Origin of the sequence: Halomarina litorea (genome assembly GCF_024227715.1) — an archaeon.
GTDB lineage: Archaea > Halobacteriota > Halobacteria > Halobacteriales > Haloarculaceae > Halomarina > Halomarina litorea.
In genome coordinates this window covers 1,644,563-1,664,392 of the sequence record NZ_CP100448.1, presented here as the reverse complement: position 1 = coordinate 1,664,392, position 19,830 = coordinate 1,644,563, and the positions used below count along the sequence as shown (strand labels likewise).

At 70.7% G+C, this 19,830-nt stretch carries 23 protein-coding genes; 13 read left to right on the top strand and 10 right to left on the bottom strand.

Annotation, left to right across the window (positions count from 1 at the left end):
- Nucleotides 1-61 precede the first annotated feature (61 nt).
- The gene (locus NKG96_RS09035) at nt 62-1,300 is read right to left on the bottom strand and encodes an MFS transporter (RefSeq protein ID WP_254534602.1); all 1,239 of its coding nucleotides are present in this window, start codon (nt 1,298-1,300) and stop codon (nt 62-64) included.
- 100 nt (nt 1,301-1,400) lie between these two features.
- On the opposite strand from NKG96_RS09035, the gene NKG96_RS09030 reads away from it, so the two are divergent.
- Nucleotides 1,401-2,759 carry a pentapeptide repeat-containing protein gene (locus NKG96_RS09030; protein ID WP_254534601.1) on the top strand — a complete coding sequence of 453 codons (1,359 nt, stop codon included), beginning with the start codon at nt 1,401-1,403 and terminating at the stop codon, nt 2,757-2,759.
- Here NKG96_RS09030 and NKG96_RS09025 read toward each other — a convergent pair.
- Together NKG96_RS09025 and NKG96_RS09020 are read right to left on the bottom strand one after the other, a co-directional pair.
- Nucleotides 2,698-3,552: an inositol monophosphatase family protein gene (locus NKG96_RS09025; protein ID WP_254534600.1), complete on the bottom strand. Its 855-nt coding sequence runs from the start codon at nt 3,550-3,552 to the stop codon at nt 2,698-2,700. The genes NKG96_RS09030 and NKG96_RS09025 overlap by 62 nt on opposite strands.
- Complete coding sequence (locus NKG96_RS09020; RefSeq protein ID WP_254534599.1) at nt 3,549-3,845, bottom strand: acylphosphatase; 297 nt, start codon at nt 3,843-3,845, stop codon at nt 3,549-3,551. Before NKG96_RS09020 ends, NKG96_RS09025 begins: the two co-directional genes overlap by 4 nt.
- A 93-nt stretch (nt 3,846-3,938) precedes the next feature.
- Between NKG96_RS09020 and NKG96_RS09015 the strand changes: the two genes are divergently transcribed.
- Nucleotides 3,939-5,003 (top strand): 2,3-butanediol dehydrogenase, encoded by a 1,065-nt coding sequence (locus NKG96_RS09015; protein ID WP_254534598.1) that lies wholly within the window; start codon nt 3,939-3,941, stop codon nt 5,001-5,003.
- Here the strand turns inward: NKG96_RS09015 and NKG96_RS09010 are convergent, their stop codons facing one another.
- The gene (locus NKG96_RS09010; protein ID WP_254534597.1) at nt 5,004-5,918 is read right to left on the bottom strand and encodes a DNA-3-methyladenine glycosylase family protein; all 915 of its coding nucleotides are present in this window, start codon (nt 5,916-5,918) and stop codon (nt 5,004-5,006) included.
- Nucleotides 5,919-5,998: 80 nt separating this feature from the next.
- Here NKG96_RS09010 and NKG96_RS09005 point away from each other — a divergent pair, with 80 nt between their 5' ends.
- Nucleotides 5,999-6,445, top strand: coding sequence for a DUF555 domain-containing protein (locus NKG96_RS09005; RefSeq protein WP_254534596.1), 447 nt, complete (start codon nt 5,999-6,001; stop codon nt 6,443-6,445).
- 67 nt (nt 6,446-6,512) lie between these two features.
- Here the strand turns inward: NKG96_RS09005 and NKG96_RS09000 are convergent, their stop codons facing one another.
- The 3 genes from NKG96_RS09000 to NKG96_RS08990 all read right to left on the bottom strand — a co-directional run bounded on the left by NKG96_RS09000 (nt 6,513) and on the right by NKG96_RS08990 (nt 8,119).
- Nucleotides 6,513-6,746 (bottom strand): UPF0058 family protein, encoded by a 234-nt coding sequence (locus tag NKG96_RS09000; protein ID WP_254534595.1) that lies wholly within the window; start codon nt 6,744-6,746, stop codon nt 6,513-6,515.
- A gap of 155 nt (nt 6,747-6,901) precedes the next feature.
- The gene (locus NKG96_RS08995) at nt 6,902-7,084 is read right to left on the bottom strand and encodes a DUF7836 family putative zinc-binding protein (protein ID WP_254534594.1); all 183 of its coding nucleotides are present in this window, start codon (nt 7,082-7,084) and stop codon (nt 6,902-6,904) included.
- 60 nt (nt 7,085-7,144) lie between these two features.
- A complete protein-coding gene (locus tag NKG96_RS08990) occupies nt 7,145-8,119 on the bottom strand; it encodes a transcription initiation factor IIB (protein WP_254534593.1) in 975 nt (324 codons plus the stop codon).
- Between the two features lie 288 nt (nt 8,120-8,407).
- On the opposite strand from NKG96_RS08990, the gene NKG96_RS08985 reads away from it, so the two are divergent.
- Together NKG96_RS08985 and NKG96_RS08980 are read left to right on the top strand one after the other, a co-directional pair.
- Nucleotides 8,408-9,889 carry a sodium:solute symporter family transporter gene (locus NKG96_RS08985; RefSeq protein ID WP_368409301.1) on the top strand — a complete coding sequence of 494 codons (1,482 nt, stop codon included), beginning with the start codon at nt 8,408-8,410 and terminating at the stop codon, nt 9,887-9,889.
- Nucleotides 9,890-10,159: 270 nt separating this feature from the next.
- Entirely contained in the window at nt 10,160-10,837 is a 678-nt protein-coding gene (locus tag NKG96_RS08980; RefSeq protein WP_254534591.1) for a helix-turn-helix domain-containing protein, read from the top strand.
- Between the two features lie 15 nt (nt 10,838-10,852).
- Here NKG96_RS08980 and NKG96_RS08975 read toward each other — a convergent pair whose 3' ends face one another.
- Nucleotides 10,853-11,137 (bottom strand): DUF357 domain-containing protein, encoded by a 285-nt coding sequence (locus tag NKG96_RS08975; protein WP_254534590.1) that lies wholly within the window; start codon nt 11,135-11,137, stop codon nt 10,853-10,855.
- Between the two features lie 165 nt (nt 11,138-11,302).
- Nucleotides 11,303-12,403, bottom strand: coding sequence for an aminotransferase class V-fold PLP-dependent enzyme (locus tag NKG96_RS08970; RefSeq protein WP_254534589.1), 1,101 nt, complete (start codon nt 12,401-12,403; stop codon nt 11,303-11,305).
- Between the two features lie 125 nt (nt 12,404-12,528).
- Between NKG96_RS08970 and NKG96_RS08965 the strand changes: the two genes are divergently transcribed.
- From NKG96_RS08965 to NKG96_RS08955, 3 genes are all read left to right on the top strand, one after another.
- Entirely contained in the window at nt 12,529-13,797 is a 1,269-nt protein-coding gene (locus NKG96_RS08965) for a putative manganese transporter (RefSeq protein ID WP_254534588.1), read from the top strand.
- An 87-nt stretch (nt 13,798-13,884) separates the two neighbouring features.
- Complete coding sequence (locus NKG96_RS08960; RefSeq protein WP_254534587.1) at nt 13,885-14,712, top strand: alpha/beta fold hydrolase; 828 nt, start codon at nt 13,885-13,887, stop codon at nt 14,710-14,712.
- Between the two features lie 30 nt (nt 14,713-14,742).
- Nucleotides 14,743-15,690 (top strand): TIGR03571 family LLM class oxidoreductase, encoded by a 948-nt coding sequence (locus NKG96_RS08955; RefSeq protein ID WP_438267343.1) that lies wholly within the window; start codon nt 14,743-14,745, stop codon nt 15,688-15,690.
- Between the two features lie 7 nt (nt 15,691-15,697).
- On the opposite strand, the gene NKG96_RS08950 is transcribed toward NKG96_RS08955, so the two are convergent.
- A complete protein-coding gene (locus NKG96_RS08950; protein WP_368409300.1) occupies nt 15,698-16,420 on the bottom strand; it encodes a hypothetical protein in 723 nt (240 codons plus the stop codon).
- A gap of 151 nt (nt 16,421-16,571) precedes the next feature.
- Here NKG96_RS08950 and NKG96_RS08945 point away from each other — a divergent pair, with 151 nt between their 5' ends.
- The 5 genes from NKG96_RS08945 (at nt 16,572) to NKG96_RS08925 (ending at nt 19,611) form a co-directional block, all read left to right on the top strand.
- Nucleotides 16,572-17,462, top strand: a complete 891-nt coding sequence (locus NKG96_RS08945) for an NOP5/NOP56 family protein (RefSeq protein ID WP_254534584.1) — start codon at nt 16,572-16,574, stop codon at nt 17,460-17,462.
- Nucleotides 17,459-18,103, top strand: a complete 645-nt coding sequence (locus NKG96_RS08940; RefSeq protein WP_254534583.1) for a fibrillarin-like rRNA/tRNA 2'-O-methyltransferase — start codon at nt 17,459-17,461, stop codon at nt 18,101-18,103. The genes NKG96_RS08945 and NKG96_RS08940 overlap by 4 nt, the downstream gene beginning before the upstream one ends.
- 56 nt (nt 18,104-18,159) lie before the next feature.
- On the top strand, nt 18,160-18,642 hold the full coding sequence (locus NKG96_RS08935; RefSeq protein ID WP_254534582.1) for a DUF7992 family protein: 483 nt from the start codon (nt 18,160-18,162) through the stop codon (nt 18,640-18,642).
- A gap of 316 nt (nt 18,643-18,958) precedes the next feature.
- Nucleotides 18,959-19,438: a DUF5799 family protein gene (locus tag NKG96_RS08930; RefSeq protein ID WP_254534581.1), complete on the top strand. Its 480-nt coding sequence runs from the start codon at nt 18,959-18,961 to the stop codon at nt 19,436-19,438.
- On the top strand, nt 19,435-19,611 hold the full coding sequence (locus tag NKG96_RS08925; RefSeq protein ID WP_254534580.1) for a hypothetical protein: 177 nt from the start codon (nt 19,435-19,437) through the stop codon (nt 19,609-19,611). Before NKG96_RS08930 ends, NKG96_RS08925 begins: the two co-directional genes overlap by 4 nt.
- Nucleotides 19,612-19,830 lie beyond the last annotated feature (219 nt).

The following is a 19,830-nucleotide window of genomic DNA, read 5'->3' as shown; positions in this document are numbered from 1 at the left end:
GGTCTCTACCGCTCTCTTGGCCCCCCATCGGAGATACGTTCGGGGGTGGGACGGCGGCAAGTCACCCGTCCACCTCGACCAGTCCGAGGCCCGCAAGCGCGATGACCAGCCCCGCGCCCCCGAACATGACGACGCCGGGGACGAACGACCCGGTGGCGTCCTCCAGCGCGCCCACGAGGAACGGGCCGAGGAACCCGCCCGCCTCGCCGACGGCGAAGACGAGGCCGACGGCCGTCGCCGCCAGTCCCGGTCCCACGTCGTCGAAGCGCACGGGGAGCGCCCGGACCAGCGGCGAGAGCCCGCCGAGACCGACGCCGACGGTGACCACGACGACGCCCGTGACGACCAGCGAACGACTCTCCAGCAGGCCGAGCACGGAGAGACAGAGCAGACCCGAGAGAACGACGGCGGCCCGCCGCCGGTCCCAGCGGTCGGCGAGGGCGGGAACGACCATCGCCCCCGCTATCTGGGCGACGATGAGGAGGCTCGTCGTCCGGGCGGCCGTCGCCGGGGCGAACCCGCTGGCTTCCAGCAGCGCCGTCAGCCAGCCCTGCAGGCCGTGGACGAGCAGGAGGTACATCGTGCCGACGACGACGAGCAGGCGCATGGGCCTGCTGGCGACGACGGCTCGCACGTCCGCGAGGAGGGCGCTCCGGCTGAACTCGCGGGGGTCACCGCCGTCGAACCGCGCCCCGTCCGCGAGGCGGACCGCGAGGAGCCAGCAGAGGGCGACGCCCGCCGCGAACGCCCCGCCGACGAGGAAGGTGTCGCGCCAGCCGAGGAGGGAACCGAGAACGGGGCGGCCGACGGCGAACGCGCTCGCCGTCCCGACGTACGACCCGACGACGTACACCGAGGAGAGCCCGCTGGTGCGTTCGGCGGGGAACAGTTCGGAGACGAGTTTGGGGAGGCCGAAGGTGAGGCCCGTCGCGAAGACGCCGAACAGGAGCGTGAACGCGAGCATCGAGGGGAACCCCGACGCGACCCCCCGGAGCGCGTGGGCGACGCCCGCCCCGAACAGACCGAGGCCGATGGCGCGGCGCGACCCGACGCGGTCGATGACGAGACCGCTGACGAGGGCGACGGGGACGTACGTGAGGGGGACGGCCCCGGCGAGGACGCCCGCCGCCGTACTGGAGATGCCGAGGTCCTCGATGACCGTCGGGAGGAAGGCGGGCAGGGAGAACCACGTGAACGTCAGACAGAGGTAGGCGGCACTCCCGAGGGCGAGGAGCGCGTACTGGACGCCGTCGGTGGGGGGGCGAGGGGACTCGTCGGGCGTGGCGGACTGACGTGACACGTTCGTGGGGAGGCGCGGGCGCGCGCGACAAGTACGGTTCCCTTCCACCGCGCCCCGGCGATAGGTCGGGTTTTATGAACGAAGCCGCCACGAGAGGCACATGGCCGGGGACGTCTGTGGGCACGTGGTGTGGACGGCGGAACTCCCCGTCGGACGCGGCGGGTGGTGTTGCTGGCGGCCCGTCGCGGCCGGCCGCGAGCGGTGTCGCTGGCACGCGACGGGGGCGCTCGACGACTACGCGAGCGCGCTCGACCAGTCGGACGACCGACTCGACGACGCCGTCCTCCGCGGCGAGGACCTCGACTCGCTCCCCATCGACGGATGTTCGCTGGCGCGTGCGGACCTCGCCGGGGCGACGCTCTCTACGACCGTCGAGAGCGGGTGTCTCCGGGGGGCCGATCTCTCGGACGCGACGCTCGACCACGCCGACCTGTCCGGGGCCGACCTCCGAGACGCCACGCTGGCGGGGGCGACGCTCCTCCACGCGGACCTCTCGGCGGCACGACTGCGCCACGCCGACCTCTCGGGGGCGGACCTGCGGTTCGCCGCCGCGTCCGCGCCGAGTCTCGTCCGGGCGGACCTCACCGACGCGAACGCCTCGGGCGCGGACCTCTCGGACGCGACGCTCCTGAGCGCGCGACTGGAGGCCGCGACGTTCCGTCGGACCGACCTCTCCGGGGGGAACCTGCGGCGGGCGGACGCGGTGGCCGCGGACCTCGGGAGCGCCGACGTGCGGGGGGCGGACCTCTACGAGGCGGACCTGCGGGACGCCGACCTGCGCGGGGCGGACCTCTCCGGCGCGAACCTCCGACACGCGCACCTGTCGGGGGCGGACCTCTCGGACGCCGACCTGACCGACGCGACCCTCGAAGGGGCCGACCTGCGCGGTGCGACGCTCGAACGGGCGGAGTTCGTCCGCACGAACCTGTTCGACGCCGACCTCTCCCGTGCGGTGCTGTACGGCGGGGTCTTCGCCGACGTGAAGGTCAACCGCGGGACGGTCCTCGACGCCCCCCGACCCACGGGGGCAGACGACGACCCGCTCGACGAACTCGTCTGGACGAACCGGACCATCGAGCGCCTCTCGCGGGAGAACGCCCTCGTGGAGCAGGCCCGTACCGCCTACGTCCGGCGGAAGGACCTCCGCCGCCGCCAGCACCGCCGACAGGGCAACTACGCGCGCTGGGCGGGGAGCGCCGTCGCCGGGGCGGTGATGGGGTACGGCGAGCGACCGCTCCGGGTGGTCGCCGTCTCCGCCGCCGTCGTGTTCGCGGCCGCGCTCCTCTACCCCGGTCCCCTGTCGGAGGCGGCCTACGCCAGCCTCGCGTCGTTCGTCACGCCGCTCCCGGACCCCTCGCTCGGCACGACGGGCCGGTGGCTCTCCGCGATGGAGGCGCTCACGGGCGCCCTCCTGACCGCGGTCCTCGTGTTCGTCTTCGGTCGTCGCTCGACGGGGTAGCCGCCCACGCGTGGGCGAGGAGGTCCCCGTGGAGGGGCCCCGCCGCGAGCATCGGTCGCCCGCCCTCTGGTTCCGTGCCGGGGTCGAAGCGCTCGCCGTGTTCGTCGGTCACCGTCGCCCCCGCGCCGCGGGCGACGACGACGCCCGCGGCCACGTCCCACGGGTAGGTGTCGAACTCCCAGACGGCGTCCACCTCCCCCGCCGCCAGTCGGCAGAGGTTGAGGGCGGCGGAACTACACCGCCGCCGTTCGCCCACCTCGTCCGCGAGGCCCCGGAGGAACGACCCGCCCCGGTCGTAGCCCGCGACGACCGCCGCGTCGGCGAGTCGCTCCGTCGTCGGGCCGGACAGGGGATCGCCGTTCCGGTACGCCCCGTCGTCGTCCGTCCCTCGGTAGAGCGCCGCGGTCGGCGGGTGGTAGACGACGCCGAGGACGGGCGTCTCCCGGTCGTAGAGCGCCGCGGAGACGGCGTAGCCGTCGGTCCCGGCGGCGAACCCGTCGGCCCCGTCGAGGGGGTCGAGGTGCCACTCGTACCGAGGGCCGTCGGTCCCTCTCCCGCCCGCCCGGACCACGTCCTCGCGGGTGCGGACGGCGTGGGCGGGGAGACGGTCGTCGAGGTGTTCGAGGAGACGCTGCTCGGCGGCGTCGGCCGCCTCGCTCGCGACGGCCCCCGGCGACTCGGCCCGCCCGTCGGCGAGGGCGGCGTGGAGGGGTTCGAGTTCGTCCCCGGCCGCCCGGACCGCGTCGCGGGCCACCGCGATTGCCCCGTCCGGGACCGTGAGCCCCCCGCTCACCGCCGCACCCGGAACCCCTCCTCGCCCTCGGGGTCCTCGTACTCGACGCTCACGTTGCGGACCTTCGCCCGGTCGCTCCCCTCGTGGCACCACTCGACGAGGGACTCGACGTCCTTCTCGTGCCCCTCGAAGGCCGCCTCGACGCGCCCGTCGTCGAGGTTTCGGATCCAGCCGTCGACACCGCGGGACTCGGCCTGTTCCCGCGTGCTGTCCCGGAAGAAGACGCCCTGTACCCGCCCGGCCACGAAGACGTGCGCGCGGACCCGACCACCGTCCGACTCGAAGTCGTCCATACCACCGGTGTGGGTGACCAGCCTCAAAAAACGGTGGCCGGCGAGGGTGCCCGGGAGCGGTACTGCTTTGGTACCCGCCCGCCCGGTCGGACCATGCGCGCCGTTGTCTACCACGGGAGGCGGGACGTCCGCGTCGAGGATGTCTCCGAACGCTCGGTCGGACCGGGGGACGTCCGCGTCGACGTCGCCGCCTGCGGCATCTGCGGGTCGGACCTCCACGAGTACGCCGAGGGACCCATCACGATACCGACCGACGAACCGCACCACGCCTCCGGGGAGCGGGCACCCCTCGTCGTCGGCCACGAGTTCGCCGGTCGGGTGCGCGAGGTGGGCGAGACGGTCGAGGAGTTCGCCCCCGGCGACCCCGTCACGGTCTGCCCGGGCACCGCCTGCGGGGAGTGCCGCTACTGCGCCGACGGGCAGTACGCTCTCTGTGACCGCTTCGTCGCCTTCGGCCTCCACTCGCGGGGTGGGATGGCCGAGTCGGTCGTCGTCCCCAAGTCGACGGTCGTTCCCCTCCCCGAGGGCCTCCCGGTCGCGGACGCGGCGCTGGTCGAACCCCTCGCGGTCTCGCTCCACGCGGTCCGTCGCTCGGCGTTCGAACCGGGCGACAGCGCCGCCGTCTTCGGGGCCGGCCCCATCGGGCTGGGTGTGGTGCAGGTGCTCCTGGAGGGCGGCGCGAGCGAGGTGTTCGTCTCCGAACCCCGGGCGGGCCGCCGAGAGGTGGCGGAGAGCCTCGGGGCGACAGTCGTCGACCCGTCGAGCGAACGCGTCCTCCGGGCAGTGAAGGGGGCGACGGGCGGCGGCGTGGACGTCTCCTTCGAGGCGGCGGGCGTCGAACCCTCGTTCGTGGACGCCGTCAGGGCCACGAAGAAGCGCGGCAACGTGACCGTCGTGAGTGTCTTCGAGGGGAGCGTCTCCTTCCAGCCCAACCTGCTGATGATGGCCGAGCGGACGCTGACGGGCGCGTTCTGCTACGAGGCGGGCCCGAAGGCGCGGACTGGCGAGTTCGGGGCCGTCATCCGGATGCTCGCCGACGGCCGACTGCAGGCGGACCCACTCGTCTCCGACCGGGTCCCCATCGAGGAGGCCCCGGAGGCCTTCGAGGCACTGCTCGACCCCCGGGGTGAACTGGTGAAGGTGCTGGTCGAACCGTGACTACGCCTCGCCGCCCGTCCGCAGGTAGAAGAACACGTACGTCTGGGCGTAGCCGGCGTACTCGCCGCCGAACGCCTCGCGGATAGCCCGCGAGGTGTCGGTGTAGTTCCCCCGGTCGCACTCGGGGTAGTACTCCGCGATGGCCGTCCGAATCCACGTGTCGAGGGGGACGGCTTCGAGGTAGTCGAGCGAGAACAACAGCACGCAGTCGGCCACCTTCTCGCCGACGCCGACGAACCGCGTGAGGTACTCGCGGGCGTCCTCGTACGCCAGTCCGACGGCCTCCTCGGGGCGGGCCTCGCCAGTGGCGACCATCTCGGCGGTCCGGGCGACGTAGGGGGCCCGGTAGCCGAGCGAGAGGTCTCTGAGGTCCGCCTCCGTCGCCTCGGCCAGTTGTTCGGGCCGGGGGAAGGCGTGGTAGGTCCCCCCGTCGAACTCGACCCGTTCCCCGTACTCGCGGGCCAGACGCTCCTGCATCCCGTGGATGCGCGAGACGCGCATCTGGGCCGAGCAGATAAATGAGACGAGGGAGGCGAACGGCGGGTCGCGGACGAGGCGCATCCCGCGGTAGGCGTCGTAGGCCGCTTCCAGAAGTGGGTCGGCGGGCGTCGACGCCATGATGGCGTCGAGGTCGTCGTCCAGTCTGAGCAGTCGGACGAGGTGATCGCGGGCGTCGACACTCGACTCCCACTCGACGGTCCCCTCGTGCTGACGGGCACGGACGACGGCGGGGTCGCCGCCGGTCATCGACGCCGGGAGGACCGTGTAGTACCACGCGTCCCCGCCGTGGGCGAGGTCGTCCTCGTACATCCGGCCGTCCTCGCGCGACCAGACGTAGGTCTGGCCGCTCTCCACGGTGGCCTGCAGGTCGAACCCGCCGGGCAGCGACGCGACGTCGAACGAACCCCTCTCCATCGCGTCGGGAGAGGGGCGTCGAACGTATCGCGGTTTCGATACGGGGAAGCTTCATGACACCCGAGTTGCAAGCGTGTGTTATGGATTGTCGTGTCGTGGTGGAGGCGGCGGTGCCCGTCTACGATGTCGAATCAGAGGACGAGGCGGTTCGCATCGCCATCTCGAAGACGGGGGACATGCTCAACCCCGACCTCAACTACGTCGAGATCTCGATGAACGGTCGTCCGTGTCCCCACTGCGAGGAACATCTCGACCCCGCGTTCGTCGCCGCCGACGAGGGGCTAGTCGCCCTCGACCTGGAGATGACGGTGTTCAACGTCGAGGACGAACGCCACGCGTCGCGCATCGCCCGCAAGGAGATCGGCCAGCGCATGCGCAACATCCCCCTCGACGTACAACACGTCGACGTCGTCGAGGAGGACGAGGAGACGGAAGCGGAGGCCACCGAGAGCGACGACCGGGACGACGCCGAGCGAGACGCCGAGGAGGACCTGGTTCCGGAGTTCGAGGAACTCATCGACGAGTAGCGCGCTCGGGGCACCGTGTCGCCACTCGGGGCGTGATGTCGGTGTAGGATACCTCGAGGAGGTAACGTCAGTCCGCAGCGGCGGAGACGGGCTGTTCGTCCGCGGTCATCTCGCCGGTGATTCCTCGGGCGAGGGCGAACACGGCTCGCTTGTGTTCGGTCTTCGAGCGGTGGATAGATGTCGGTCGCACGCCGAGTTCCGTGTAGGACTCGTGGTCGACGGTCTCCCCCTCGGTCTGTTCGTAGTGGTTGCGTACCTGTGCAAGCAGGCCATGAAGGTGAATGAGCTCCTGCTTTTTCATACTCAGCCTCCGATAACGACTGGGTGCATATAGTATTACCCTGAGGACCGTTAGCACGTTCCCATTCGAGAGCGCTCCTACCGGTCGTAGAAAGAATTTCTGAGTTGAACGGTCATCTCGTCGGGACAGACAATCGAAGGGGAGAATCGAGTCGGTTACCCGAGCTGTTTCAGCGTCTGGAGGTCCTGTTCCGTCCGGGCGAACTCCGCGGTCCGGCGGGTCGCGTGGCAGTTGGGACAGTGAAACATCCGGTTGTGGTCGGGGAGGTCGCGGGGCGCGGACTCCCACTGCTTGCCACACTCGGGACAGAGCAGCCGTACGTACGTCTCCGTAGGCATGACCTGTACGTGTGCGTCCCGGTCACAAAAGCCTTCACCCGCGTCGGGGTCAAGGCCCGCTCACGCGGTGGGAATCTCGCTCGCTTCGAGCAGTTCCTTGTAGCGGTTGCGGATGGTGACCTCCGAGATGCTGGCCACGTCGCTCACTTGGCTCTGGGTCACCTTCTCGTTGCACAGGAGGGCGGCCGCGTAGATGGCCGCCGCCGCGAGACCGACGGGTGACTTCCCGGAGAGGAGGCCCGCCTGCCGCGCCCCGTCGATGAGGTCGCGGGCACGGCGTTCGGCCTCGTCGGACATTCCGAGGTCGCTGGCGAACCGGGGGACGTAGCTCTCGGGGTCGGCGGGCTTGATTTCGAGGTTCAACTGGCGGACCACGTAGCGGTACGTCCGGGTCAGCTCCATCTTGTCGATGCGCGAGACCATCGTCACCTCGTCGAGGCTTCGGGGGGTGCCGGCCTGTCGCGCGGCGGCGTACAGTGCGCTCGTCGCCACCCCCTCGATGGAGCGGCCGGGAAGCAGGTCCTCCGCGAGCGCCCGCCGGTAGATGACGCTGGCCGTCTCGCGGACGTTCTCGGGCAGGCCGAGCGCACTCGCCATGCGGTCGATTTCACCGAGCGCCTGCTTGAGGTTGCGCTCCTTGGAGTCGCGCGTCCGGAAGCGCTCGTTCCACGTGCGGAGCCGTTGCATCTTCGCGCGCTGGCGACTGGAGAGCGCCCGACCGTAGGCGTCCTTGTCCTGCCAGCCGATGTTCGTCGAGAGCCCCTTGTCGTGCATCATCTTCGTGGTGGGTGCGCCGACCCGAGACTTGCTGTCGCGCTCGGCCGAGTCGAACGCCCGCCACTCGGGGCCGTGGTCGATGCTGTCCTCCTCGACGACGAGACCGCAGTCTCGACAGACCGTCTCGCCGTGTTCGCTGTCGGAGACGAGTCGACCGTCGCACTCGGGGCAGGTCGTCGCCTCGGCCTCGCGGCGCTCCTCGTCACGCTCCGACTCGGACATCTCCTCGCTGTAGGTTCGGATGGTGGTGTCGCTCATGATGGGGAATGTCCACGTCGATGCGAGAGGAAAGAAAGTGCGCTCTCGGCGACGCGTCTTCACACACAGTTAGTCCGCAAACTATTTAAGTATTTCGTCGAGAGCGAGAGTGAAGACGACGTTTACTGGCCGTGAGACGCCCGATTCCGCCGAAGACGACGACTCCTCGACGAGCGAAATCTACACGATACCCAATTAAACTTATCGGGAGGCACGTCGGTCGCCACGTCTTTGTACCAACGACCGATACCATCCGGTGATGATACAGTGCGAACGGGGTCGGTGGACGTGGTGAGCAGCGGGATTGCGCTGGGACTGACGCTCGCGGTCGTCCTCGTCGTCGCCGCGGTCGGAACCCTCGCCTCCCGGGGTCGAATCGGGTCCGTCGAGGGGTTCATCACGGCCCGCGACTCGACCGGCGGCGGGGCGCTGACGGCGACGCTCGTTGCCTCCAGCATGGGCGCGTGGATACTGTTCTCGCCCGCCGAGGCGGGCGCGGCCTTCGGTGGGGTGGCCGCCGTCATCGGGTACGCCGTCGGGAGCGCCCTCCCGATGGTCGTCTACGCCGGCCTCGGGCCGCGCATCCGGCGGCTCATCCCCCGGGGCCACTCGCTGACGGAGTACGCCTACGCTCGCTACGGCGGCGCGATGTACGCCTACGTCCTCGTCGTCACCGTCACGTACATGTTCACCTTCCTCGCCGCCGAGATGACGGGCATCACGGGTGCGCTGGCGCTCGTCGCGGGCGTCCCCCGCTGGCAGACGGCGGCCGTCGTCGGGTTCGCCGTCCTCGCGTACACCACCTACGGCGGCCTCCGGGCGAGCATCGCCACGGACGTGGTCCAGACGCTCGTCATCCTCCCCCTCCTCGCCGTCACCTTCGGCGGGGCACTCCTCGCACTCGGCGGGACCGACGCCGTCCACGCCGACATCGTGGCCGCAGACCCGCGCCTGCTCGACCCCGGCTTCCTCGTCGGCGTCGAGTTCGGCGCGTACGTCGCCGTCGCCATCCTCGCCGCCGAGATGCTCAACCAGGCGTGGTGGCAGCGCGTCTACGCCGCCCGCGGCGAACGGGAACTCCGACGGTCGTTCCTCCTGACCGCCCTCACCGTCGTCCCGATGGTATTCCTCGCCGGCCTCTTCGGCCTCGTCGCGCAGGGGCGCGGACTCGTGGAGGGAAACGCGAGCGTCTCCTTCTTCCTCGTCGTCGACGCCGTCCTCCCCGAGTGGGTGGTCCTCGGCGTCGTCGTCCTCGCCGTGTTGCTGGTGACGAGCAGCGCCGACACCATGCTCAACGCCATCGCCAGCGTCGTCACGGCCGACCTGCCCCGCCTCGTCGACCTGCGCGACCGGGCGCTCACGGCGGGCGCTCGCCTCCTCACCGTCGTCGTCGCCCTCGCGGCCATCGTCGTCGGGGCGCAGGGCTACAGCGTCCTCACGGTGTTCCTGACCGCAGACCTGCTCGCGGCCGCGACGTTCGTCCCCCTGCTCGCGGGGCTCTACACCCACCGGGTGCGTGGGTCGAGTGCGCTCGTGGCCAGCGTCGCTGGTCTCCTCGTCGGAGCCGCCTTCTTCCCGCCTGCACGGGCCGTCGTTCCGCTCTCGGCCCCCACGCCCTCGTTCTTCGCGGCGTTCGTCGGGGCCGCGGGCGTCTCGTCGGGTGTGACCGTCCTCCTCGCGGCACTCCTCCCTGCAGAGTACGACCTCGGACGACTGCGCCGGGAGGTCACGCGTCTCGACGGGACGGCGGACGGAGGTGAGCGCGAGTGACGCTCGGTCCGGTGGCCTTCGCCGCCCTCGCCTGGGGGTCGCTCGCCGTCGTCCTGTTCGTCTTCGTCTACGAACTCGCCACCGTCGTGCGGGATCTGTCTGCCGGAGACAGCTAACGTTTTTAGGTGCGTGTGACGAACCGGAAGACAATACTGTACCCCCTCGGTCCGTGCCTCTGGACCCTCGCCGCTCGGCGGAACGGCATCACGACGCCATCCGTCGGCTCGTGGGTCCGTCGGACGGCCGTCCGCGGTTCACCGACCCACAACTATGACCACAATCGCAGAACTCAGGATTCCCGCCGAGGAGTTCGCCCTGGAGGAGGCCTTCGCGGCCTGCCCCGACCTGAAGATCGACGTCCTGCAGGGCGTCGCACACAACAGCCCCGGTCTGTCGAACCTCGTCTGGCTCGAAGCCAGCGACCACGAGGACGCCGACGAGGCGCTGAGCGGGGACGACACCGTCGGCGAGGTGTCGAACCTCGGCGACGTCGACGGTCGCTGGCTCTACTCCATCGAGTGGTCCACCCCCGTCGCCGTCGCCATCGCCGTCCTCCTCGAGGACGCGACGATGCTCGGCGCGACCGGCGAGAAGGGAAGCTGGTCGTTCCGCGTCCTCTTCCCCCAGCGGAGCGCCCTCTCCATCGCCGCGACCATCTTCGAGGAGTACGACATCGACCTGCGAATCGAGCGCATCTACGAACTCGGCGGCACGGGCGAACACGGCGAGTACGACCTGACCGACGAGCAACGCGAGGCGCTGGTGGCCGCACTGGAGGAGGGCTACTTCAAGATTCCGCGCGACGCCACCCTCGGGTCCATCGCCGACGACCTCGGCATCTCCCACCAGGCGCTCTCGGAACGCCTCCGACGGGCCAACGAGATTCTCGCAGAGGCGGCGCTCGGTCCGGCACCCGAGGAGAGCCGGAGCGCGGAAGTCGACGACTGATTCTGTACACCCGATTCAGACGGTGAAGAGGTGCCCCTCCTCGGGGACCGCGAACACGCCCAGCCGCGCCCCCGCGTCGAGCCACGCGTGCCCGTAGGAGAAGGCGGCCAGCGCGTTCACCAGGTCGTCCTGTTCCCGGAAGTGCCGGCCGTCGTCGAGGTACGACGACGCCATCTCCTCGAACTCCGCGGCGGCCGCCGCGAGGGGCGTCCCCGCGGGCGGGGCGACGCTCGCGGCGGCGAGCGCCTCCGAGAGCAGTCGTTCGTAGCGGTCCGTCTTCTCGGCGAGGTCGGCTGCCATGTGCCGAGAGACAGCCCCGCGAGGCAAGACCGCACCGACTCGGGAGAACGGTCAGTCCGTGAACGGCGACGGCCCGAGCGGCCGTACCGCTTGTGTCTTCGACATGACGCCACGTGTGATTGTCCGCCGGTGGCTCAGCCGCACGCTCACCGCCGGGTAACCCGCTCAGAGCGCCGCCAGCAGGGCGTCGACGTCCTCGGGAGTGTTGTAGACGTGGACAGACGCGCGCACCGCCTCGGGGGTCGGGAGGTCCCGGACGACGATACCCTCGTCCGCGAGTCGCTCGACGAGTCCCGCGGGGTCCTCGGCGGCGAACGGGACCAGCCCCGATTCGGGGTCCGCGGGGCCGAGCGCCCGGTCGCCGAGCCCCTCGACCAGCCGTCCCGCGAGTTCCGCGACGCGCGACTCCACCGTCCCCATCCCGATCGACTCCAGCGTGTCGATGGCCGCCTGCAACCCGACGTAGGGCGCGGGATTCGTCGTCCCCACCTCGAAGCGCGGCGCGCCCGCTTTCAGTTGCGGGTCGGCGGCGTCGGGTTCCTCGACGCTCCGGTAGCCCACCTGCGCCGGACGCATCCCCTCGGCGACGTCCTCCCGGACGTAGAGGACGCCCGCGCCCCACGGCCCGAGGAGCCACTTGTGGCCCGCCAGCGCGACGAAGTCGGCGTTCCACTCTCCGAGGTCCACGTCGGTCTGGCCGGGCGACTGGACGGCGTCGACGAGGACCCGCGCGCCCGCGTCGTGGGCCTCGGCGGTCAGTTCGCGGACCGGCAGGCGCGTCCCGTAGTTCCACGTGATGGAGTTGAACACGACGAGGCGAGCGTCCGCGACGGCCTCTCGGTACGCCTCGCGGTCGATGCGCCCGCCCTCGGTGGGGACGACGCGCACCTCCACCCCCCGCTCGCGGAGGTTCCACCACGGGAGGATGCCCGCCGAGTGCTCGCAGTCGGTCCTGACGACGACGTCGCCCGAGTCCCAGTCGATGCTGGCGGCGACGCGACTGATGCCGTCGGCGGTGCTGGAGGTGAGCGCTATCTCGTGGGGGGCCGCCCCGAGGAACTCCGCGACCCGCCCTCTGGTCTCGTCGAACGTGTCGAACGCCGACGGGTAACAGCCCTCCGCGACCGGCGCGTCGGCCTCGTGGTGGCGGACGAAGTCCGTCGTCGCCTCGAGGACGGGCTCCGGCGAGGGGCCGGACGCGCCCGTGTTGAGGTAGATGCCGTCGTCGAACGCCGGGACCGCCGCGCGGAGTTCCTCGGGGGTCATACCTCCCGCTCCGGGCGCGCGTCGCCTGAACCTTGCGGGCCGACGGTCGGTGACACCAGCACCTATAAGTTACCACGTGCGAAAACAATAATTAGATATGTCTAAAACTTCGTCTGAGGGGGAACATGGACGGTAACGCGGTCGTCCTCCCGCTTCAGGGGGTCGCCCTTCCGGAGCCGCTCCCCGCGCTCGGCGAGCTGTTCGTCTCGCTCGTGCGCGACGGGTTCGTCCAGGTGAGCGCGTTCGTCGCCGTCACCGTCCTCGTGTTCAGTTACGTCCAGTACAAGACCGACGGGAAGCTCATCCGCGCGCTCGACGAACACGAGCACGCACAGCCCCTCGTGGGTGCGCTGATGGGCCTCACCCCCGGCTGTGGTGGGGCCATCGTCATGATGCCCCTGTACGTCCGGGGCACCGTGAGCTTCGGCACCGTCGTGGCGACGCTCATCGCCACGGCCGGCGACAGCGCGTTCGTCATCCTCGCGCTCGCCCCCGAGGCGGCGCTGTACGCCTACGCCATCGCGTTCGTCGCGGCCATCGTCACCGGCTACGCCATCGACACGGTGGGGCTGGGCGTCGGGCGCATCGACGACGCCGTCGCCCAACTCCGCGCGGCCCGGACCGACGGCGGTGCAGTCGCCCGGGGCGGGGCCGCCGCTGTCGGGAGTCAGGTCCACCACTACGACGAGGGGCCGGACTGTGAGGTCCACGACCACGGCGAGACCCGCGACGCGCCGGTCATGCGCCGCCTGACGCAGGGCGCGCTGGCGCTCTGGTGGGTCGCCGCGACGGTCGGTCTCGTCGCCGGGGTGCTCTACCTCCTGCGCGGCGCGCCGGACGTCCCCCTCGAACTCGGCCTCGACTACGCCGGCACGTTCACCGTCTTCGGCATCGCGGGCACCGTGCTGTCGTTCTACCTGTACTTCGTCGGGCGGAACTACGTCGGGCACGGCCACGTCGGCCACGGGCAGGACACCTTCGAGAACGTCTACGAGACGTTCACCCACGCGGCGATGGAGACGTCGTTCGTCACGGTGTGGGTCCTCGCGGCCTACGTCGCCTACGAGTTCCCGGTGTTCCTCTTCAGCCTCGACATCGCCGCGGTGGCGGCGGCGGCGGGCATCCTCGCGCCCGTCGCGGGCGCACTCGTCGGTCTCATCCCGGGCTGTGGCCCGCAGATCGTACTGGCGACCGCGTACGCCGAGGGGGGTATCCCCTTCTCGGCACTGACGGCCAACGCCATCAGCCAGGACGGCGACGCGCTGTTCCCCCTCATCGCCATCGACAAGACGGCCGCCATCGTGGCGTCCATCTACACGACCATCCCGGCGCTCATCGTGGGCGTCACGATGCACGCGGTCATGGGTCCGATGTTCGGCTTCGGCGTGCTCTGAACGCGGGCCGCGCTGTTTCGCCCCCGTGCCACCCGATGGGTGCGTTTTTCCCCCAATCGCGAGAGGTCCCGCCATGACGGTGCCGTGGTGACCCCGTGGTTCGAACTCGGCCAGCGACGCGACCACCCGTACGTCCGCGTCGGTCCACCCCCCGAGGAGTCGGGCGAGACGCCGCTCGTCGTCGTCACGGGCCTCAACGACCCGCTGCTTCGCGTCACCGACGCGCTCTGGTTCGCCGGCGCCGTCGCCTCCCTCGGCGTCCGTCTCCGGGCACGGGGCTACCCCGGTGCGGTGTACGTCTACAGCAGACCGGTCGGTCTCCCGGCGGACCACACGACGCGCGACATGGCGCGGGCCCTCGCGAGGGCGCTCCCCGCACCATCGGTGGACCTCCTCGGCGTCTCGATGGGTGGGTTCGTCGCCCAGCACCTCGCGGCCGACGCTCCCGACAGGGTCGACCACCTCGTCTGCGGGCTGGCGGGCGCGCGCCTGAGTCCCCGCGGTCGGGACCTCATCGAGCGCTGGCGCGAGTGGGCCGCGGCGGGCGAGTGGGGCCGCATCTACCGTGCGGGGGCAGACGCCGTCGCCGTGGGACCCCTCCGTCGGGCGATGCGCGCCGCCACGTACCCCTACGAACGCCTCGTGTCGATGCCGCCCGCAGCGGTGGACTTCGACGTCTCGGCGCGGGCCTGTCTCTCCCACGACGCGAGCGACGCACTCGCCGGTGTCGAGGTCCCGACGCTCGTCGTCGGCGGGACCGAGGACCCCTTCTTCGCCGCCGAGGAGTTCCGCCGGACCGCCGACGTCGCCGACGCCCCGTTCGCCCGTCTCGACGGTCTTGGCCACGAGGCCGTGGTCTGCGAGGGGCCGCGGTTCGACCGGCCAGTCCTGGAGTTCCTCACCCCCGGGAAGTGAACACCCCCCGAAGGCCGGACCCACAGTCACATGTCCGCCCCACCCCGAGCGTGGGGCGTGCGCAGCGACCACGAGAACGCGGGCTACGAGCGACTGTTCGGCGGCGACAGCCTCACCTTCGGGACCGGCTTCCCGCTGACGGGGACCCGAGAGTCCCGCCCCGACCCCGCCCGGGAGATGGAACTGGCGGCCCGCGCCGAGGCGCTCGGGTACGACGCGCTCTGGGCGCGCGACGTCCCCCTCTACTGGCCGCGCTTCGGCGACGCCGGCCAGACCTTCGACCCGTGGACGTGGCTGGGCTACGCCGCCGCCCACACCGACGAGGTGGCGCTGGGGACGGCGAGCGTCGTCCTCCCGCTTCGCCACCCGCTGCACGTCGCCAAGAGCGCCGCTTCGCTCGACCGCCTCTCCGCCGGGCGACTCGTCCTCGGCGTGGCGACGGGCGACCGCGACCCGGAGTTCCCGGCGTTCGACGTGGACCCCGACGAGCGGGGAGAACTGTTCCGCGAGAGCGTCGACCTGCTCAGGACCGTCTGGCGCGGTGAGTTTCCCGAGGTCGACTCCCGGTGGGGCCGACTCGACGGCGACCTCGATCTCGTGCCGAAGCCCACCACGGCGACGGTTCCGCTGCTTCCGACGGGCCGCGCCCGACAGTCGATGGAGTGGCTCGGCGACCACGGCGACGGCTGGCTGTTCTACCACCTGCCGCGGGACACCCTCGAGACCTACCTCGACGACTGGTGGGCCGTCTCGGGCGGAAAACCCTACGCGATGGCCGTCCGGACGGAACTCGCCGAGGATCCCGAGGCGGGCCCCGAACACGTCCATCAGGGCTTTCGCGCCGGGAGCGAGTGGTTCGTCGAGTACTTCCGCGAACTGGAGTCGATGGGCGTCGACCACGTCCTCGTCTCGCCCACGGGCGAGGACCCGGAACGGGACCTCACCCGGTTCGCACGGCGGGTCGTCGAACTGGTCTGACGGCCGGTCAGAGGGGGAACCCGCCGTAGCGGAGGTACACCATGTCGAGGATGAGGACCAACTGGAACACTCCTTGCACGCCGCCGAGCATGGCGTTCTGCTTGCCGATGGACGCGATGACCGACGGGTCGGAGCGAGCCGAACGCATCTCCCGGTACATCCGTATCTCACCGGGCAGCAGGAAGCCGAAGCCCTGCACGGAGAGTATCGTCACGATCCCGAAGGCGACGGCGAGGGCGGGGTCTATCATCCGGAACTCGCCGACCGTGACCGCGACCCACGCGAGCGATCCGACGGTGCCGACGGCGAAGGGGACCTGCCAGCGCCAGTCGTTCCAGGCGTTCAGCCGCCAGCCGAGCAACAGGAGGACGGGAATCACGTTCGCCGCGGTGAACAGCGCTAGCCACGCCCCTGCGCCCTCCAGCAACCCGAGGCGCTGGGCCAGCGTGATGCCCCCGGCGATGGTGACCGTCGCGAGCGACGGCAGGAGGAACGACGTCTTGGGCGTCAGCCGGCCGAACAGCGCGGCGCTCTGTTCGTCGTCCAGCCCGCCGATGACCGGCCCGAAGACGGCACCCATCAACACGTCGAACCCCGTCCAGAGGACCCCCGCCATCACGTGGACGTAGGTGTGCTGTTGGACCGACCCGACGGTGCCCGCGTAGCCGAGTGCGGCCAGCGGAACGACCACGACTGCCACCGCGAACGCCGGATTCGCCCGCTGGCCCATCCCCGCGACCGTACCCCGAACGGTACTAGTTGACATACATGCTGGATTAGTAATATCTAATATGTCAACAACTGTGCGAGCAACAATTGCCGGTATCTGTCCGGCTGGCGCTTACCGGGACCGATAAACCGGGTCGGGGACAGGTGGGGGTATGAACGACGGGACCCCACCGGCAGGGACCGGCTGGTTCGACGGGGTCGACCCCGAGGACGTCGAGGCGGCGGCCGACGCCATCACCGACGGGAACGCCGAGTCGCCGCGCGACTGGCCGGCGCTCGCGGTCGAATCCGGCTTCGCCGAATCGGAGGAGGCGTACTACGACGCGCTCCACGAGGCCACCCTCCACGCCGCCCGACGCGAGGTCCGCGAACGCGAGGGGGCGGACGACCGACAACTCGTCCACGCGGTCCGCGCGATGGACGACGTCGAACGCGTCGCCAACGAACTCGCCGAACGCGTCGCCGAGTGGGGCGGGACGCGGGACGCCGACGCGGGCACCGGCGTCGAGTACGCCCGGACGCTCGCCGACCGCGAGGCGGACGACCCGGCGGGTGCCGCCCTCCGCGGCCTCGCCGAACGCGTCGCCGACCTCGACGAGGAGAGCCAGTCGCTCAGGGCGTACGTCGAACGCACCGCCCCCGAGGTGGCCCCGAACCTCTCGATGCTCGCGGGACCCGTCCTCGCGGCCCGCCTCGTCGCCCTCGCGGGAGGGTTGAAGCCGCTGGCGCGGAAGCCGAGCGGGACGGTGCAGGTCCTCGGAGCCGAGGACGCCCTGTTCGCCCACCTCCGGGGGCGGGCCCCCTCGCCGAAACACGGCGTCATCTACGTCCACGAGTACGTCTCCGGCATCGACCCCGCCGAGCGAGGGTCGGCGGCACGTGCGCTCGCGGGGAAACTCTCCATCGCCGCGCGGGTCGACCACTACTCGGGCGACCTGCGGCCCGAACTGCAGGCGGAACTGGACGAACGCATCGAGCGAATCCGGGCACGGACGAGAGACGGGGACGGCGAGAGCGGCGGGGACGGAGGGACGGGCCAGTGACCCCCGCTCCCGACCTCCCGGAGGGCGTCGTCCGCCACACCTTCGACGGGCGAGAGCGCCTCGCCACCCGCGGCGAACCGGTGTACGGCGAACCGACCGACGGCGACCTGCGCCTGTGGGACGCCGGGCGCTCGAAACTCGGCGCGATGCTGACGACGGGGATGGACACGGGACTCGTCGGCGGCGAGACGGTGCTCTACCTCGGAGCGGCCTCCGGGACGACGGTGAGCCACGTCGCCGACTTCGCGGGGCCGACCTACGCCGTCGAGTTCGCCGCCCGTCCGGTCCGTGACCTCCTCCCGGTCGCCGAGGCCCGTCCGAACCTCGTTCCCCTCCTGAAGGACGCCCGCGCGCCCGAGACGTACGCCCACGTGGTCGAACCCGTCGACGTGGTCGTACAGGACGTGGCGACGCGCGGGCAGGCCCGCGTCGCCGAGATCAACCGACAGTTCCTGCGCGACGACGGCCGCCTGCTGGCCGTCGTGAAGGCCCGCTCGGAGGACGTGACCGCAACCCCGGAGGACGTCTTCGACGCCTTCCTCGACGACCTGACGGGCTACGAGGTGCTGGAGACGGCCCGACTGGACCCACACCACGAGGACCACCTCGCCGTCGTCGCCCGGCCCGCCCGGAGCGAGTGAGGGGGACGCGGGGCGTCGACCACTCCGTTTTATCCTCGGGAACCGTACACGACGGTATGAGTCTCGACGTGGAGCGACCCGCGCCCCCGGAACTGCAACACGCGTTCGACCCCGACGAGTACGGCGACGCGGACGTGATGGGCGACGAGTACCGACGGGAGGAACTCGAACGATTCCTGAACGACGGCGCGTGGGCGGAGGCGTTCGGCGAGTGGGCCGAACACACCGACCTCGGCCCGGTCGAGTGGGGCATCGTCACCGACCTCGACCTGACCCGCCAGTTCGACTTCTTCTGGGACGACTTCGCCGACCGCGTGGGGTATCACGCCCCCGGCATCCCCGAGGACTGGCGCGAACGCGACATCCACCCGGACCTCGACTCCTGGGGGAAGGTGTCGGCCATCAACGCCGGCCTGACCGAACTCGGACAGGTCGTCTCGGACCTGCTCAAACGCGAGTACATCACGTGGGAGGCCGAGTACGAACCGCCGGAGGACCTGCCGAACTTCTCGGAGCACGTCGAGTCGGACGAGGAGTAGCGAGGTTCGGAGCGAGCGAGAACCTCGAAGAGACGAGCGGGGAGCGACAGCGACCCGCGAGTGGCGCGGTCTCGCTTCGCTCGACCGCGGAAGACGAGCGACGAAGCCGGGAGCAGCGAGGTCAGAACGGAGTGAGGACCTCGCAAACGCGAACGGTGACCAGCGGGAGCCGTGAGCAGCGCGGTTCGGAGGGCCAGAGGCCCGAAAACCGCGGAATCCGAGCGACGAAGTCGCGAGTAGCGCGGGCCTGAGCGAAACACCGAACGACGTGACCGACGAGGGGTAGTTTAACGGCCAGCCACCCGAACCGTCACCCATGTCACGGAACTGGACCGACCGCATCGTGGGCACGCGCATGGCGGTCGACCGCGAGTTCGAGGAGCGACTCGGGCAGTCGGAGTTCGAGCGACAGGAGTGGGGTCTCGTCATGACCGCCGTGGAGTTCGACATCGAGAACCCCGAGGACCCCGAGAGCGCCCGCCTCGTCGGGGACACCGAGAACCTCCCCGCGATCGTCCCGGAACTGGAGCGCATCGCCAACGAGAACCCGATGGGCGGCGGGTCGAAGAAGCAGTCGAGCGGCGTCCTCGGCTCTCTCAAGAACGCCCTCGGGATGGGCGGCGACGACTCGAAGTTCGACGAGTCGAAGGTACAGGCCGCGGAGGCACTCGTCGCCGAGTACACCGACATGCTCCAGGCGCGTCTGGAGGATAACGGGCGGTGGGCGGAGATATGCGAGGCGGCACGTACGTCGAAGGAGGCTGAAGGGGCCGACGCCGACCCCCTGGAGAAGTGAGCGCCACCGACTGGTTGCTGGTCGGCCTCCTGCTGGCCGTCGTCGGTGGGTTCCTCGCCGTGCTGAGCAGCGGCGAGCCGAGCGACGTCGGGAGCTACCTCCTCGTCGGGGCGATTCCGGTCGGTCTGGGCGGCTACCTCGCCGCCCGCCTCCAGCCGGAGCTGTCGGACTGACGCGAACGTTGAAATAAGAACGCGGACCAGTCGCCGCATGGACACGACCGACGTTCTCCTCGCGGGTATCCTGCTGGTGCTATTCGGCGGGTTCTCCGTACTCAGTCGAGACGTCCCACTCGACGCGGCGCCGCCGGACTCCTCATGGTCGTCGGAATCGCGGCCCCGGCGGCGTACGGGGCGTGGACGCTCGTCGAGTGAACGGACCGGACGGGAAAC